We start from the raw sequence: 15803 nt of genomic DNA, 5'->3' as shown, positions 1-15803 counted from the left end.
AAATGGGAAAAGTGTTTAAGTACGGCGATAACATTGATACCGACGTAATTATTCCTGCAAGATTTCTAAATATTATGGACCGCAAGGAATTAGCCACTCATTGTATGGAAGATATTGATATAGATTTTGCGAAAAATGTACTTCACGGAGATATTATTGTAGGCGGAGCTAATTTCGGTTGTGGTTCATCGCGTGAGCACGCACCTATGGTGATTAAAGAAAATGGAATATCGTGCATTATAGCAATCAGTTTTGCTCGTATTTTCTACCGCAATGCCATTAACATCGGTATGCCAATTTTGGAATGTAGAGAAGCCTGTGAACGAATAGAGGTAGCGGATGAGGTTACGATAGATTTTGATACTGGATTGATAACCAACCATACTAAAAATGAAAACTATCAAGGTCAGCCTTTCCCGCAGTTTATCAAAGAAATTATTCAAGCAGGCGGTTTAATGAATTGGATTGGCAAATAAAAAGAAAAGGTGTGTTCTTAAAAGAGCACACCTTTTCTTTTTATTTTATGCATCATTCGCTTTAATTATTTATCCATTTTAGCAACAGCAAAAACCGGGGAAAAAACCACACCCACACCCGTTATTGCACCCGTTGTTGCACCCGTTGTTGCAGCCGTTATTGCACCCGTTGTTGCAGCCGTTATTACATCTGTTTCTACAACGTGATCCCAAAACTTCTTCTGCGAGTTCCCGACAAAGCCTGTTACTGCAATTTTCGCATCTATCTTTATCTTTATCTCTGCATCCGCATGACGGTTGCTCTAAAACTTCTTCAGCTAACGCTCTGGCACAAGAATTTCTGCAACGGCAACCATTTCTGCAACCATTGCAGTTGTTACCACAGCCGCCACAGTTGTTGCCACAGCCGCCACAGTTGTTACCGCAGCCGCCGCAGTTGTTGCCGCAGCCACCGCAGTTGTTGCCACAGCCACCAATACATCCGCAAGATCCAAACAAATTACACATTAATAATCCATCTCCGTTTCACGTACTTGTTTTTTTATCCTTTGGGGGACAATAACAGTCTATGCTAACGGTTTTCAAATGGTTCGAAAACGGATTACCACTAAGCGACTCAAAAAGACATTTTTATGCGACGATAAGCGACTAAAATTAAAGGCTCGCACCCGTTATACTAAAAATATCGCTAACAGACAAGACAGACAAACAGGCAGAGGGGGATGAAAAATGGTTGTGTATGTAGATATCCTTATCTGCATTAATCTAATTGTAAACTATTTTTTAATACTTGCCACATGCCGATTTTGTCAAAGAAAGCCATTGCGGTTACGGCTGTTTTTAGCAAGTTTTTTAGGTGCAATCTATGCTTTGGTTTTATTTGCGCGAGGGTTGCCGCCTTGGGTTTTGCTTGCATCAAAACTGATTATTTCCGCGGCAATGGTGCGCATTGCGTTTCGGTATATCAGTCCGAAACAATACATAAAAGAATACCTTGTTTTTTTTACCGTAAACTTTATTTTTGCAGGATTAATGCTTGCACTTTGGCTTGTGATTACTCCCAAAGGTATGCTGTTTAATAACGGAATAGTCTACTTTAATATATCAGCTGTAATGCTTATAGGCTTTACAGCAATTGCTTACGGAGCTACAGAAATTTTTACAAGATTATATAAAAAACAAGGAGCGGATACCACTATGTATTATGTCACCATTGAACTTGGGCAAAAACAAATTTTACTAACAGGCTTCTTTGATACGGGGAATACGCTCAAAGACGTATACACAGGATATCCTGTTGTAGTATGTGATTTTGAGGCAATCCATCCTATTTTGCCAAGCAGTATGGTTGATATTTTTTCAACTCCAATCGAACAGACTGATCATTTAGAACGCTTGATATCGACACATACAGGCAACAAATTCAAGCTGATTCCTTATACTGCTGTGGGATTCAGCGGAATTTTGCCTGCGTTTATCCCTGATCGCATGATACTGCAAAGTGGTAATCTTAGTTATCAGGTAGAAAATGTTTACGTTGCTGTTTCACGGCAAAAGCTTTGCAAGGGCGACTATGATTTGTTGCTTAATTCAGAAATGATGCCGCTTGAGCAATCTTACAAAAATAAAACAGATAAACTAAATGGATGGCTCAGATGTTAAATCAGCAGACATTTATATGGAATCAAAAATCTTTATATATAGCGGAATAATCGCAAAAGGGGTAGTGGTAATGGAAAGGCTTCTAACAATCGGATGTCAAAAATTCAAGGGAACATGGCTTTGGCGGCTTATTAGCGCGTTAGAACTCGGCGGAAAGGTTTTCTACATCAATGGGCCTGAAAGTCTGCCGCCACCGTTAACTCGCGAAGAGGAGGCGGTTGTGTTCACCGGGCTTGAAAATAACGACAGCAGCGCGCGGCAAGTGCTCATCACACATAATCTCAGATTGGTGGTGTACATAGCGCGAAAATTTGAATCCACAGGCATCGGTGTAGAAGATCTTATCTCTATCGGTACAATTGGGCTTATTAAGGCAGTAAACACCTTCTGTCCCAGCCGTAACATCAAACTTGCAACCTATGCTTCACGATGCATTGAAAACGAAATTCTTATGTTCCTGCGAAAGACGCAAAGTTTGAAAAATGAGGTTTCTATTGATGAGCCGCTTAATATTGACTGGGATGGAAACGAACTGCTATTATCGGATATACTCGGTACAGAGAGCGACAGCGTGAACAAAAACATAGAAAGTGATGTTGAAAAAAGCATTTTGCACGAGGCGGTCAATCGTCTTTCTGAACGAGAACGAAATATTATGCAGCTGCGGTTTGGCTTGCTTGATGGGATAGAGCATACCCAAAAAGAGGTTGCAGATATGATTGGCATCTCTCAATCTTACATTTCGCGTTTAGAAAAACGTATTATAAAACGTCTGAAAAAAGAACTGGAAAGAATTGTATAAAAACTTTCGACTTTTTCTTTTGGACGTGTTAGAATAGAAAATAGCGAATCTCCATAATTTTACAGGAGGATGAAGGAAATGAAAATGAAGAAAATTGTTGCTCTTTTCCTAGTTGCGGTACTGGCGTTAGTACCTTTGTCTGTATGTACATTTGCAGCAGACAACAGCACTACCATCACCATTTTTCATACCAACGATCAGCATGGTCGTTTTGTTGGTGATGAAAAAAACGGCATCGTTGGCATTGACCGCATTGCAGCTGTTAAAGACAGTGTTCCTAACAGTATTCTGATTGATGCAGGCGATGCAATTCATGGTCTTCCTATAGCAACGATCAATAAAGGCGAAGATGCAATTATGCTGATGAGTAAAGCCGGCTACGATTATATGACTACAGGTAACCACGATTATAATTATGGGTATCAGCGCCTGCAGGAACTAAAAGACAAAGCAAGCTTTAAAATTTTAGCATCCAATGTTACAAAAGACGGTAAATGTATTTTTGATGATACCGATATTAAAACCATAAATGGCGTTAAAATAGGCTTTTTGGGTCTTGCAACAGAAGAAACCAAAAGCATGACTATGCCAAGCAACGTGGAAGGTTTAACTTTTGAAAATGCCGTCGATACCGCGAAAGCTCGTGTATCTTCTTTAAAACAACAAGGTGCTCAGGTTATTATTGCAATCGCGCATCTTGGTGTTGTAGAAAATGGTGCTACCACATCGCAGGCTTTGGCACAAAAAACAGACGGTATTGATGTCATCATTGACGGGCACAGCCATACTGTTTTAGAGAAAGGCAACACTGTAAAAAACACCCTCATTGCTCAAACCGGGAACTATGAAAATAATTTAGGTAAAATTGAACTCATCGTAGATAAATCCGGTAAAGTTACCTCTAAAAAAGCAACTCTGATGACCGGTGCAGACTTATTAAAACAGATTCAGCCCAAAGCGGATGTTCAAAAGATGCTTACAGATATCACTGCTGAACAAAAAACAGTTCTCGATCAGGTTGTAGGCAAATCGGGCAGTAGTTTTTCGGCAGAACGAGCACCGGGCTTACGTACACAAGAGGCACCTTTGGGCAGCTTACTTGCAGACAGCAACCGTGCCTATGCAAAAGCTGATATCACCATTTGCAACGGCGGGTCTGCTCGTGCAGACATCAAAGAAGGTACACTTACAAAAGGTGATGTTATCTCGGTGTTGCCGTTCGGCAATAATGTACAGGTAAAGAAAGTAACACCTGTAATCCTTAAATCAGCACTTGAAAATGGAGTCAGCGGTATTATTTTAAATAAGAACGGCTCCATCGACCATGAGGCATCAGCACAGGGTAAATTCCCGCAGGTTTCAGGCTTTAAGTATACATACAACCCCACTTTGCCTGCAGGCAGCCGCATTGTAGACATTACGCTGGATAATGGAATGCATTTGGACTTGAAGGATAATACAACACAGCTTACAATATCCGGCTCCAACTTTTTGTTAAGCGGCGGTGACGGATACGAAATGTTTAAGCCTTTGCCTGTTTACCGCGAACTTGGTGCAGAGGATGAGGCGCTTGCGCAGTACATAGCAGAACAGGGGACAATCACAGCTCCTGCGCTTGGCAGAATTACAATCAGCACATCCACAAATCCGTCTACCGGCAGTTCTTACGGCGCAATCACTATGGGGATACTTTTTCTTGCAGTTGCAGCATCCCAGGCCATCGTCCATAATAAACGCAAATAATCAACAAAATAAAACGCCCCGAGATTTAAAATCTTGGGGCGTTTTTATATTACCTATATTACAAATCAAATGTCAGTGAAGATGCATGCTGCATTTGAGATAGCTGCACTGCAATCTGAGCTGCCAATGCTGCGTTATTATAAACGAGCTGAATATTTGCTTCCAAACTTGTTCCAGAGGTGATTTGCTTAATTTTATCCAGCAAAAACGGCGTTGTTTCTTTGCCTTTGATTCCGAGCTGATTCGCTTCTTTTACTGCCTCTTCTATTTTTGCTGTAATGTAATCATGTTCCATAGCATATTGCTGTGGTATTGGATTGGTAACCAGCATACCGCCTTTTAGCCCTAAGTCTTGTTTTGTTTTAAAAGCACTTGCAATTTCGGCAGGAGAATCCATCCGATAATCCACATAATATCCGCTTTCACGGGTGTAAAAAGCGGGAAGTTCTTTTGTTTGATATCCCAATACTGCAACCCCTTTTGTTTCAAGGTATTCCAGTGTTAAACCCAAGTCAAGAATCGATTTGGCCCCTGCGCAAACCACCATAACAGGTGTCATTGCAAGTTCTTCAAGGTCTGCCGATATATCCATGGTGGTTTCGGCACCGCGGTGAACCCCGCCTATACCGCCGGTGGAAAATATCGAAATTCCTGCAAAAGCTGCAATAATCATCGTGGCGGCTACCGTAGTGGCACCGTCTTCGCCTTTTGTAGCAAGAATGGGCATATCACGTCGGCTTGCTTTAATTACATCAAGCCCCTTTTTTCCCAGATGGGTAATCTCTTGTTTAGAAAGACCAACTTTTAATTTGCCGCCTATAATAGCAACCGTCGCGGGAATGGCTCCGTTTTGGCGCACAATCTTTTCTACATTAAGCGCCGTTTCAACATTCTGTGGGTAGGGCATACCATGCGAAATAATCGTAGATTCCAACGCGACAACAGGTTGTCCGGCATCAAGTGCCTGCTGTACCTCAGCAGAAATCTCAAGATAATTTTTGAAATTTTCCATATCCTCGTCTCCTTTTATTCAGATAATCTATTAAAACTGCTATTGATTCATGACAGAGAGAATGTTTTCTGTGCTGATATGCGGGCTGATTGTCTCCTTGCTTGCTACGCAAATGCTGGATGCCGCAAGACCCGCTCGCGCAGAATCCTCCAAAGATAATCCGTTTAAATACCCCCAAGCAAGCGCGGCTAAAAAACTGTCTCCGGCGCCGGTGGTGTTTACAACTTCAGAAGGGTAGCAGGGCAGATGTACACTTGTGGTTTTATCGGCACAGTAAACGCCCTCTGCGCCAAGCGAAATAAACACCTGTTTAACACCTAATTTTATAAAGTGCTGTGCTGCTTTTTTAAGCGAATGGTTGTCTGTAATAGCAATGCCTGTTAATAGTTCGGCTTCTAAACGATTGGGCTTTATTGTATGTATTTTATCCAGTATCCCTTGCAGTTTTGTTGCTTTTACAGTAGATACAGTATCCACAAACAGGGGGCAGCCGCAATTTTCGGCTAAATATTCCAACGTCTTCTGTGGGGCATTGGTATCTGCAACGCAAATACGTGCATTGCGTATTACGTCAATTTTGCGTAAAAGATATTCGGGCGTTATGTGTTTGTATATATCCATATCCGAAATAGCAAGTTCCATATCTCCCATATGGTTTGAAATAAAAAGATAGGTTGACGTTGCTTCGTTGGGGATTGTAAGCGAGTTGGTTAAATCAATGCCCAGTTCACGGCAGCTGCGGGCAATTTGCTGTGCATACAAATCCTCGCCCACTGCGGTTATCATCTTTACATTCTCGCCAAGCAGCGAAAGATTATGTGCTATATTTCGCCCTACGCCGCCAAGTGCCATACTAACTGTACCGGGATTGGAATCGCGCGGAATAAGAGGCGCATTTGGGTACCCATAAATATCAATGTTTGCACCGCCTACAACCACCACATAAGGGCTTGTTTGCACAATGTACCCTTTCCCTTGAATCAATCCTTTTTTCATCAGATTAGAGATGTGTACAGCTACCGAAGAACGGGTGATGCCTGCGCGCTGTGCAAGTTCTTGCTGTGAAATCAAAGGGTTTTCTTCAATCCAGTTAAGCAACTGGCGCTCCCGTTCGGTCATCAAAGAAATTCGCCTCCTAAACATAAGTTTATTACAGTAATCTTTTGTTTAATTATAACCTCATTTTTATAAATTATCAATATAAAATTTAAACAAATATATAAATTAATATTTATTATAACTAAACATATAGGAACTGAATTTTTAAAAACAAGCAAAATTGGATTGAAAACGGACCTTAAATGAAGATGAACTATAAATGCAAGTTGCCTTTATAAATAATAAAGGGACGCTGAAAGCAAATGAAATATCTCACATCCATCTGCGTTACTACAGCATCCCTATATTTTGCTACTGCATGTATTTTTTAACATGCTTCAGATTTGTTTTTTTATTTTTGATAAAGCGCCCTTCTCCAGGCGGCTTACCTGTGCCTGAGAAATACCAACCTCTGAAGCAACTTCCATTTGGGTTTTTCCCTGAAAAAAACGCAGCGATAAAATTCGTTTTTCTCTATCATTGAGGTTTGTAATTGCCTCTTTCAACGAAATTTCATCCAGCCAGTTGCTGTCATCATTTTTATCCCCCACTTGGTCCATTACATAAATTGTATCGCCTGAATCGGAATATACAGGTTCAAACAGAGAAACAGGTTCTACTATTGCTTCCAGTGCCAAAACAACATCTTCTTTTTTAACTCCCATATCTTCAGCAATTTGCTCAATAGTAGGCTCTTTTGAATATAAATTGGTTAAGCGTTCTTTGGTCTGCATTGCCTTATAGGCTGTATCTCTTAAAGAGCGGCTTACACGAATCGCGTTGTTGTCGCGCAAATAGCGTCGAATCTCGCCTATAATCATAGGAACTCCATAGGTGCTGTAGCGCACATCCAAGTCAAGATTAAAATTATCAATTGATTTAATCAGCCCAATGCAACCTACCTGAAATAAATCATCCATATTTTCCCCGCGATTCGAGAACTTTTGCACAACACTCAATACTAGCCTTAGATTGCCCTGAATTAACTTATCGCGCGCATTCTTATCTCCTTGCTGAGCTTTTGCAAGCAGTTCGCGAGTTTCCGTTTCTTTTAAAGTTGGCAGTTTCGAAGTGTTTACCCCGCAGATTTCAACCTTGTTCAGATACATTCACACACAGCCCCATTCTTTTATCTTGTTGCTCAAAAGTATTGGCGGGTGTGCAAAAAGTAATGCATTAAAAACCGCTTTCCAATTGTTTCTAAATATTTTCATAGGTCAACCTGGTTTCGGCATACACTATAGATAGGAAAGGCGAGGTGTTGTTATGCATTGCAGAGTGGCTGATCTGCGTTACCGCGACGTAATCAACATCAAGGACGGGTGCCGATTGGGATGTGTTAATGATATTGAGATTGACACTTGCTCGGCACGTGTATTGTGCATTGTTATTTATGGGCGGCCAAGATGCTTTGGTTTGCTCGGCAGGGAGGATGATATCATTATCCCTTGGGATAATATAGAAGTAATCGGAGAAGATACTGTATTGGTATGCTGCGATAATAAAAGTACGCAAAAAAGAAAAAGATTCTTTGAAAAATTTATGCAATAAATGCTGCAAAGCCCTTGCAAAATTAGGATAACTATGGTATACTAACACAGCGAAAATAAACACACACGTTTGTCCGCAATCCGCGCATGGTGCCATCTTTTTGCAGATGGTGGTAAGGATTTGAATCGGGCAGACGGCGGTAAAAACCGAAGGAGGAAATTTATTATGGCAGTAGTATCCATGAAACAGCTTCTTGAGGCCGGTGTTCACTTTGGACATCAGACAAGACGTTGGAACCCTAAAATGGCACAGTACATCTTTACAGAGCGTAACGGTATTTACATCATTGACTTGCAGAAAACCGTTAAAAAACTTGAAGAGGCTTACATGTTTGTACGTGAAGTATCTGCAGAGGGCGGCGAAGTTCTGTTCGTAGGTACCAAAAAACAAGCAGGTGATTCCGTTAAAGAAGAAGCAGAGCGTGCAGGTGCGCATTTTGTAAACGCAAGATGGCTTGGCGGTATGCTTACAAACTTTAAAACCATTCAGCGCAGAATTGCTCGTCTTGCTCAACTTCGCAAAATGGAAGAAGACGGTACTTTTGACCGTTTGCCTAAAAAAGAGGTTATCAAACTCGAGCTTGAGATTGAAAAACTCGAAAAATTCATGGGCGGCATCAAAGAGATGAAAAAGCTCCCCGGCGCAATGTTCGTTGTAGACCCCCGCAAAGAAAAAATTGCTGTTGCAGAGGCTAAAAAACTGGGCATTCCCGTTGTTGCTATTGTTGATACCAACTGTGACCCAGATGAAGTAGATTACGTTATCCCTGGTAACGATGATGCTATCCGTGCTGTTAAACTGATTGCTCAGACAATGGCAGATGCTATCATTGAAGGCAGACAGGGCAGCACAGCAGTTGCAGACGCATCTGCTGAAGAGAAAATTGCTGAGAACGACGCTGAATAATTTCGCATAATACAACCCAAAATGCCCGTGCCGTTCGCCCGGGCATTTTTAAAGTAATAGAATAAAAAATACAGTAGTATAATACAGGAGGAATATAATATGGCTTTTACAGCAAAAGACGTGCAGGCGCTTCGTGAAAGAACCGGCTGCGGAATGATGGATTGTAAAAAAGCACTGACTGAGGCAAACGGCGAGATGGAAAAAGCTATTGAGCTTCTCCGTGAAAAAGGTCTTGCTGCTGCTGCTAAAAAAGCAAGTCGTATCGCTGCAGAGGGTGTTGTTCTCGATTATGTTGACGAGGCTAAAAAAGTCGGCGTTGTAATCGAAGTGAACGCTGAGACCGATTTCGTTGCTAAAAACGAAAAATTCACAGCATTTGTTGAGAATTGCGCTAAAACTGTTGCAGAGCAGAACCCTGCCGATGTAGAGGCACTTCTTGCTTGCAAAGCATCCGGTATGGACACAACCGTTGAGGAAGAGCTGAGAGAAAAAATTCTTACCATTGGCGAAAACATGAAAATTCGTCGTTTTGCAAGATTCGAGGGTGAACTGGTTACCTACGTACATGGCGGCGGCAGAATCGGCGTAATGGTTAAGTTTGATACAGACGCTGCAACAGGTGCAAAACCCGAATTTAAAGAGATGGCAAAAGACGTTGCTATGCAAATTGCTGCAATCACACCTGCTTATCTCAATGAGCAAGCTGTTCCTGCAGAAATAATTGAAAAAGAAAAAGAAATCATGATGGTTCAAATCCAGAATGATGAGAAAACAAAAAACAAACCTGCTCAGGTTATCGAGAAGATGATAGAAGGTAAAATCAAGAAGTTCTACAAAGAGAACTGTCTTGTTGACCAGTCTTTCATCAAAAACGGCGATATTTCCGTTGGTCAGTTTGTTGCAGATACTGCAAAAGCTCTCGGTGGTTCTATTGCAATCAACACCTTTGTACGTTTTGAAAAAGGTGAAGGTCTTGAGAAGAGAGAAGACAACTTTGCAGATGAAGTTGCCAGCATGATGAAATAATTCCCTTATTGCTTAAACGCAGGGCGCAGAGAAATTTGCGCCCTGTTTTTTTGCGAGTGAAGTAAAACAGCATTATTTATTAAAAATTAGTGAATATAACAGAACAAAATTGTACTTCACTGTTAAATTTATCGGTAACCCTTTACATCAAGGTGTGGTTATTGTAAAATATAAAGAGATATGTTCAATAAAAATTGGATTAAAAATTTGCAGTCGTAACAAACTATATGGAGGAAACAACCAATGGCTATAAAATATAAACGGGTTTTACTCAAACTAAGCGGTGAAGCCCTTGCGGGAGAGAAAAAAAGCGGACTTGATTTTGATACTGTACTGAAAATTTGTGCCAGCATAAAGGATGCTTGGGACTTAGGCGCTGAAATAGGTATTGTCGTTGGTGGCGGTAACTTTTGGCGTGGTCGCTCCAGTGGAAAAATGGACAGAACCCGAGCCGACCATATGGGCATGCTTGCTACAGTTATCAATTCGCTTGCACTTGCAGATGCTTTAGAGCAATTGGGTGTTGATGTACGTGTGCAAACAGCCATCAGCATGCAGGCAATCGCTGAGCCATACGTAAGAGGTAAAGCATTGCGCCATTTAGAAAAGCGCAGAGTGGTTATTTTTGGTTGCGGCACAGGAAACCCCTATTTCTCTACCGATACAGCATCTTCTTTGCGTGCTGCCGAGATTGATGCAGATATTATTATGAAAGCCACTAAGGTTGACGGTGTGTACGACAGTGACCCTATGAAAAACGCAGATGCTAAAAAATACGATAACCTCACATTTGCTGAAATTTTAACACAAGAATTGGGCGTTATGGATAGTACGGCAGCTTCAATGTGCCGCGATAACAGCATCCCCATTCTTGTATTCAGTGTGGATGATCCGCATAACATTGTCCGCGCCATCCAAGGCGAGACTATCGGCACCCTTGTAAAATAACAAGCAGCCGTTGCTGCTATAAAAATATTAACATAAATTTATATACGGAGGTATCACTATGAAAGCTCATCTAAAGCCCTATGACGAAAAAATGACAAAAACACTTGATTCTTTGAACTACAATTTTGCAGGTATTCGTGCAGGCAGGGCAACCGCCGCTGTTCTTGATAAGGTTACGGTGGACTATTACGGTGTGCCCACAGCTATAAGCTCCATGGCAGCAGTTTCGGTTCCCGAGCCGAGGATGCTTTTGATTCAGCCTTGGGATAAATCCACACTTAAATCAATTGAAAAAGCGATTATGGCATCCGATATCGGAATCAATCCCAACAACGACGGCTCTGCAATTCGTTTGATGTTCCCTCCGCTTACCGAGGAGCGCAGAAAAGAACTCAGCAAAAAGGTAAGCAAATACGGTGAAGAAGCCAAAATTGCTATTCGTTCTATCCGCCGCGATGCGAATGAAAAATACAAAGCGATGAAGAAATCAACAGAAATTACCGAGGATGATTTAAAAATATATGAAGATGACCTTCAAAAACTGACCGACAAATACATTAAAGATATTGATAAAATGTGTGAAAATAAAGAAAAAGAGATTATGGAGATCTAAACATATCTTTTTTTGTTGTAACATAGAAATGAAAGAGGGGCAAACCGGCTGTTGAAGAAGGAATTTTTACAACCTGAGTATCTGCCGCAGCACATAGGTATTATTATGGATGGAAATGGCAGATGGGCAAAAAAGCGTGGTTTGCCCCGTTCTGCTGGGCATAAAAAAGGCGCAAATGTGTTTGGCGAAATTGCTCGTTACTGCCGTGATATCGGTATACGCTACCTCACAGTCTACGCATTTTCTACGGAAAACTGGAGTCGGCCCGAAAGCGAAGTACGTGAATTGATGAGTTTGTTAAAGCAATATTTGCGTGACACCAAAAAATACAAGGATGAGAATATCAAGCTTTTATTTTTAGGTGACCGTTCCGTGTTGGATGACGATCTTCGTTCCTTAATGTTTGAAGCAGAGCAGGGTAGCCGCAATAATACTGCACTTACGGTCTGTATGGCTATTAATTACGGGGGTAGAGATGAAATTCGTAATGCGGTGCAGCAAATTGCCCGCAAGGTGCAAAATGGCAGCCTTGCTGTTGAAGATATTGACGAAACCTGCATTTCGAACCATCTTTATACTGCAAATATCCCTGATCCCGACGTCATTATCAGACCGAGCGGAGAAAAACGCAGTTCCAATTTTCTTGCTTGGCAATCGGCATATTCCGAATATGTTTTTATGGATATCCTGTGGCCGGATTTTACAACGGATGACCTTAATTCGGCACTTTGGGAGTATTCCAAACGCAGCAGAAGATTTGGGGGTGTGTTAGAATGAAGCAGCGCATAGTTTCTGCAGTTCTCGGGCTTTTTGTACTGGGTTTTGTTTTGTTTTTTTATGAGACTGTTGTTTTCAATCTAGCCGTAACACTGCTGATTGTACTGGCGATATATGAGCTATTCAAAGCAGCAAAATTAACACAGTATAAAGAGCTTTTTGCTTTATGCCTTGCGTTTTCCATCCTAATGCCCTTTATGCAAATGAAACATCTTTCCAATCAACTTGCTCTTATTTGCGGAACGTATGCTTTTTTAATGTTTTTGGTGCTTTTGCGTTATCACAGCACATTGCATGTCGAGCAAATCGGTCTGGCATTTTTCTTTGCGCTGATGATACCGTTTTCCTTTTCTACGTTGCTGTTTATTCATAATCGCTACGAAATGTCGGTTAGCATATTATATCTGCTTATTACTTTGGGTGGTGCTTGGCTTACCGATACCGGCGCGTATTTTGTGGGCTGTAAATTTGGTAAGCATAAATTGGCTCCCAATATCAGCCCTAAAAAAACAATTGAGGGTGCAATCGGCGGTATCATCTGCAATATTGTTTGTTACTTTGTCTTAGCAATACTGTACACTAGTGTTGCTAAAAGTATGTTTGGTACTGTAATCCAGATAAATTATATTGCACTGGGCTGCCTTGCGCCGTTAGCATCGCTTGCTGGTATTTTAGGGGATCTTTCTGCGTCTGTCATCAAACGCCAATGCGGGATTAAAGATTTCGGTTCCATTATGCCCGGCCACGGCGGTGTTATGGATCGTTTTGACAGCGTTTTATTTGTAGCACCAACTGTATTTATGTATATCCAGTATGTGGAACTCTTTAAGATTGTAAGATAATAGAAGGAATTAAAAAATTGTGCCAGGCTGGGCGGCGGGCGGTGTGAATGGGAGGCTTCAACAGGCCGATTTTCTCCGCAAAGCGGCAACGCGTGGCACTATTTTTTTGAAGGTGACGTTATTGAAAAAGATTACGATATTAGGTTCAACCGGTTCAATTGGCGTACAAAGCCTGCAAGTGTGTAAGAATATGGGTTATCACATTGTTGCTCTTTCCGCAAATAGCTCTATTGATCAATTTGAAGCACAAGTAAGAGAGTTTTGCCCCCAATATGCCGTTTTGGCAGATGAGGCAGCTTACAACCGTTTTACCCGTCGTATTGCAGACCTACCGATAAAAGTTTTATATGGTGTTGAAGGGCTGTGTAAAATAGCAGCGCTACCACAAAACGATATTGTGCTCAACGCAATTGTGGGTATTGCAGGTTTAAAACCAACTCTTTCAGCACTTGAGGCAGGTCATGACCTTGCTCTTGCAAACAAAGAAAGCCTTGTAGCAGGGGGCAAATTGGTAACCGAGCTGGCGGAGAAAAGACATGCGCGTATCCTTCCTGTAGACAGTGAGCATTCTGCAATCTTTCAATGTCTCAGCGGTTTTGAAGGGCATTGCAAACCTCAAAAAATCATCCTCACCGCTTCGGGTGGCCCATTCTTTGGTAAAAAACGCGATGAATTGCAAAATGTAGAGCTGTCGGATGCGTTGAATCACCCGAATTGGAGTATGGGCGCAAAAATCACTATCGACTCCGCTACACTGATGAACAAAGGCTTAGAGGTTATAGAGGCAGTATGGCTGTTTGGAGTATCCCCCAAGAATATCGAAATAGTCGTTCAGCGCGAAAGCATTGTACATTCTGCCGTAGAATTTGCCGACCACTCAGTCATTGCTCAACTCGGTTTACCCGATATGAAAATTCCTATTCAATATGCACTTACATATCCTAAGCGTTTTCCTTGTGAGGTACCTCGTTTGTCGCTTAAAGATATTGCCAAACTTACATTTTACGAACCGGATATGGAAACCTTTGAGTGCTTGGCTGCCTGCATCGAGGCAATTACCCGCGGCGGGCTGTACCCTGCAGTGGTAAATGGTGCAAACGAGCAAGCTGTAAAACTGTTTTTAGCCGGCAAAATTCCATTTTTAAAGATTGGAGAATTGGTGCGGCGTGCATTGAATGAAATTGACTGCCCAATGGAACACTACCATTTGGATGATGTATTTCGTGCAGACCGGCTTGCGCGTGATTTTGTTCTGCAAAATGCCGATTAACCCCGTCTGTAATTAGAGAAGGATTGGTTGTGAAAGCAAGTGAATACTGTAGGTACAATATTGCTGGCAATTTTAATTTTTGGAGCTTTTGTATTTGTCCATGAACTTGGTCATTTTCTCTCTGCAAAAGCTTTTAACATGAAGGTAAATGATTTTGCGATAGGTTTTGGGCCTGCGCTTTTTAAATTTACCAAAGGAGAAACCACCTATGCGGTGCGTGCATTTCCGTTAGGAGGCTATGTTGCACTGGATGGTGAAGATGAGGAGAGCGATGATGAACGCTCCTTTCATAAGCAAAAGATATGGAAACGCTTTATCGTCATGGCAGCAGGCGGGGTTATGAACCTTTTGCTGGGGTTTATTGTGGTGCTCATTGTGCTGGGCATGCAGCAAACCCTTGGTACTACTACCATATCTAACTTTCAGCCACAGCCTGTCAGCAATTCTGTGTTACAGGTGGGTGACCAAATACTGAAAATTAACGGCTCGCGCGTGCATATCGACAACGACATTGTTTTTGGTCTGGTTCGTGATGAAGATGCCCGTGTAGATATGCAGATAAAAAGAGGCAATGAATTGCTTAACCTGCAAGTGCCGTTTCAAATGACCAAAAACCCTGATGGAACCAATTCTGTTTACATTGATTTTACTGTCTATCCGATGGAAAAAAACTTTTTCAATGTATCTTACAATGGGGTATTTTATACGGGTTCCATTGCTAAAATGGTTTGGATTAGTTTAGGCGATTTAATTTCAGGCAAGTTCTCGGTTAATCAGTTGTCCGGTCCGGTAGGAGTTACAGCGGTAATCAGCCAGGCATCTTCTATGGGGTTACGCCCTTTACTGATGTTGGTTGCGTTTATCACAATCAACCTTGGTGTATTCAATCTGTTGCCGCTACCTGCACTTGACGGGGGAAAACTGCTGTTTCTTTGTATCGAGGCAATTTTTCGTAAGCCTGTACCGCCAAAGTACGAAAACTATGTGCATACAGCAGGTATGATTTTATTACTTGGTCTCATGCTGTTTGTGACGTTTAACGACATTACGCGCTTGTTCTTTAAATAGCAGTTTACG

At 41.7% G+C, this 15803-nt stretch carries 17 protein-coding genes; 13 read left to right on the top strand and 4 right to left on the bottom strand.

Annotation, left to right across the window (positions count from 1 at the left end):
- Positions 1-2: 2 nt before the first annotated feature.
- Entirely contained in the window at positions 3-476 is a 474-nt protein-coding gene (gene leuD, locus EDD70_RS07110; RefSeq protein ID WP_092751568.1) for a 3-isopropylmalate dehydratase small subunit, read from the top strand.
- A 317-nt stretch (positions 477-793) separates the two neighbouring features.
- Here the strand turns inward: leuD and EDD70_RS14915 are convergent, their stop codons facing one another.
- On the bottom strand, positions 794-949 hold the full coding sequence (locus EDD70_RS14915; RefSeq protein WP_162840743.1) for a hypothetical protein: 156 nt from the start codon (positions 947-949) through the stop codon (positions 794-796).
- Between the two features lie 256 nt (positions 950-1205).
- On the opposite strand from EDD70_RS14915, the gene EDD70_RS07100 reads away from it, so the two are divergent.
- From EDD70_RS07100 to EDD70_RS07090, 3 genes are all read left to right on the top strand, one after another.
- The gene (locus tag EDD70_RS07100) at positions 1206-2138 is read left to right on the top strand and encodes a sigma-E processing peptidase SpoIIGA (protein WP_092751572.1); all 933 of its coding nucleotides are present in this window, start codon (positions 1206-1208) and stop codon (positions 2136-2138) included.
- Between the two features lie 70 nt (positions 2139-2208).
- A complete protein-coding gene (gene sigE / locus EDD70_RS07095) occupies positions 2209-2940 on the top strand; it encodes an RNA polymerase sporulation sigma factor SigE (RefSeq protein ID WP_092754469.1) in 732 nt (243 codons plus the stop codon).
- A gap of 78 nt (positions 2941-3018) precedes the next feature.
- Positions 3019-4683 carry a bifunctional metallophosphatase/5'-nucleotidase gene (locus tag EDD70_RS07090; RefSeq protein WP_162840781.1) on the top strand — a complete coding sequence of 555 codons (1665 nt, stop codon included), beginning with the start codon at positions 3019-3021 and terminating at the stop codon, positions 4681-4683.
- Positions 4684-4741: 58 nt separating this feature from the next.
- Here EDD70_RS07090 and EDD70_RS07085 read toward each other — a convergent pair whose 3' ends face one another.
- The 3 genes from EDD70_RS07085 to sigG form a co-directional block, all read right to left on the bottom strand.
- Positions 4742-5695 (bottom strand): pseudouridine-5'-phosphate glycosidase, encoded by a 954-nt coding sequence (locus EDD70_RS07085; RefSeq protein ID WP_092751576.1) that lies wholly within the window; start codon positions 5693-5695, stop codon positions 4742-4744.
- Between the two features lie 39 nt (positions 5696-5734).
- Positions 5735-6814 (bottom strand): PfkB family carbohydrate kinase, encoded by a 1080-nt coding sequence (locus EDD70_RS07080; RefSeq protein WP_092751578.1) that lies wholly within the window; start codon positions 6812-6814, stop codon positions 5735-5737.
- Between the two features lie 317 nt (positions 6815-7131).
- On the bottom strand, positions 7132-7902 hold the full coding sequence (sigG, locus tag EDD70_RS07075) for an RNA polymerase sporulation sigma factor SigG (protein WP_092751580.1): 771 nt from the start codon (positions 7900-7902) through the stop codon (positions 7132-7134).
- A 157-nt stretch (positions 7903-8059) separates the two neighbouring features.
- Between sigG and EDD70_RS07070 the strand changes: the two genes are divergently transcribed.
- The 9 genes from EDD70_RS07070 to rseP all read left to right on the top strand — a co-directional run bounded on the left by EDD70_RS07070 (position 8060) and on the right by rseP (position 15794).
- The gene (locus EDD70_RS07070; RefSeq protein ID WP_092751582.1) at positions 8060-8344 is read left to right on the top strand and encodes a YlmC/YmxH family sporulation protein; all 285 of its coding nucleotides are present in this window, start codon (positions 8060-8062) and stop codon (positions 8342-8344) included.
- A 165-nt stretch (positions 8345-8509) separates the two neighbouring features.
- Positions 8510-9250, top strand: a complete 741-nt coding sequence (gene rpsB / locus EDD70_RS07065; protein WP_092751584.1) for a 30S ribosomal protein S2 — start codon at positions 8510-8512, stop codon at positions 9248-9250.
- Positions 9251-9349: 99 nt separating this feature from the next.
- On the top strand, positions 9350-10276 hold the full coding sequence (gene tsf / locus EDD70_RS07060) for a translation elongation factor Ts (RefSeq protein ID WP_092751586.1): 927 nt from the start codon (positions 9350-9352) through the stop codon (positions 10274-10276).
- A 243-nt stretch (positions 10277-10519) separates the two neighbouring features.
- Complete coding sequence (gene pyrH, locus EDD70_RS07055; protein WP_092751588.1) at positions 10520-11224, top strand: UMP kinase; 705 nt, start codon at positions 10520-10522, stop codon at positions 11222-11224.
- Positions 11225-11282: 58 nt separating this feature from the next.
- Positions 11283-11837 (top strand): ribosome recycling factor, encoded by a 555-nt coding sequence (gene frr / locus EDD70_RS07050; RefSeq protein ID WP_092751590.1) that lies wholly within the window; start codon positions 11283-11285, stop codon positions 11835-11837.
- A 51-nt stretch (positions 11838-11888) separates the two neighbouring features.
- Positions 11889-12614, top strand: coding sequence for an isoprenyl transferase (locus tag EDD70_RS07045; RefSeq protein WP_205408578.1), 726 nt, complete (start codon positions 11889-11891; stop codon positions 12612-12614).
- Complete coding sequence (locus EDD70_RS07040) at positions 12611-13456, top strand: phosphatidate cytidylyltransferase (protein ID WP_092751594.1); 846 nt, start codon at positions 12611-12613, stop codon at positions 13454-13456. The genes EDD70_RS07045 and EDD70_RS07040 overlap by 4 nt, the downstream gene beginning before the upstream one ends.
- 121 nt (positions 13457-13577) lie before the next feature.
- Complete coding sequence (locus EDD70_RS07035; protein ID WP_092754473.1) at positions 13578-14726, top strand: 1-deoxy-D-xylulose-5-phosphate reductoisomerase; 1149 nt, start codon at positions 13578-13580, stop codon at positions 14724-14726.
- Positions 14727-14765: 39 nt separating this feature from the next.
- Positions 14766-15794 (top strand): RIP metalloprotease RseP, encoded by a 1029-nt coding sequence (rseP, locus tag EDD70_RS07030; protein WP_092751596.1) that lies wholly within the window; start codon positions 14766-14768, stop codon positions 15792-15794.
- The last annotated feature ends 9 nt before the right edge of the window (positions 15795-15803 follow it).

The sequence above is a fragment of the Hydrogenoanaerobacterium saccharovorans genome, assembly GCF_003814745.1.
Lineage (GTDB): Bacteria > Bacillota > Clostridia > Oscillospirales > Ruminococcaceae > Hydrogenoanaerobacterium > Hydrogenoanaerobacterium saccharovorans.
Note: the sequence above shows the minus strand (reverse complement) of the source record. Positions and strands in the feature narration are given on the sequence as shown.

Coding starts and splice junctions, on each gene's coding strand:
- EDD70_RS07090 (WP_162840781.1), top strand. CDS start 3,019: ATGAAAATGAAGAAAATTGTTGCTCTTTTCCTAGTTGCGGTACTGGCG.
- sigG (WP_092751580.1), bottom strand. CDS start 7,902: ATGTATCTGAACAAGGTTGAAATCTGCGGGGTAAACACTTCGAAACTG.
- frr (WP_092751590.1), top strand. CDS start 11,283: ATGAAAGCTCATCTAAAGCCCTATGACGAAAAAATGACAAAAACACTT.
- leuD (WP_092751568.1), top strand. CDS start 3: ATGGGAAAAGTGTTTAAGTACGGCGATAACATTGATACCGACGTAATT.
- sigE (WP_092754469.1), top strand. CDS start 2,209: ATGGAAAGGCTTCTAACAATCGGATGTCAAAAATTCAAGGGAACATGG.
- pyrH (WP_092751588.1), top strand. CDS start 10,520: ATGGCTATAAAATATAAACGGGTTTTACTCAAACTAAGCGGTGAAGCC.
- tsf (WP_092751586.1), top strand. CDS start 9,350: ATGGCTTTTACAGCAAAAGACGTGCAGGCGCTTCGTGAAAGAACCGGC.
- EDD70_RS07040 (WP_092751594.1), top strand. CDS start 12,611: ATGAAGCAGCGCATAGTTTCTGCAGTTCTCGGGCTTTTTGTACTGGGT.
- EDD70_RS07080 (WP_092751578.1), bottom strand. CDS start 6,814: ATGACCGAACGGGAGCGCCAGTTGCTTAACTGGATTGAAGAAAACCCT.
- EDD70_RS07070 (WP_092751582.1), top strand. CDS start 8,060: ATGCATTGCAGAGTGGCTGATCTGCGTTACCGCGACGTAATCAACATC.
- EDD70_RS07085 (WP_092751576.1), bottom strand. CDS start 5,695: ATGGAAAATTTCAAAAATTATCTTGAGATTTCTGCTGAGGTACAGCAG.
- EDD70_RS07100 (WP_092751572.1), top strand. CDS start 1,206: ATGGTTGTGTATGTAGATATCCTTATCTGCATTAATCTAATTGTAAAC.
- rpsB (WP_092751584.1), top strand. CDS start 8,510: ATGGCAGTAGTATCCATGAAACAGCTTCTTGAGGCCGGTGTTCACTTT.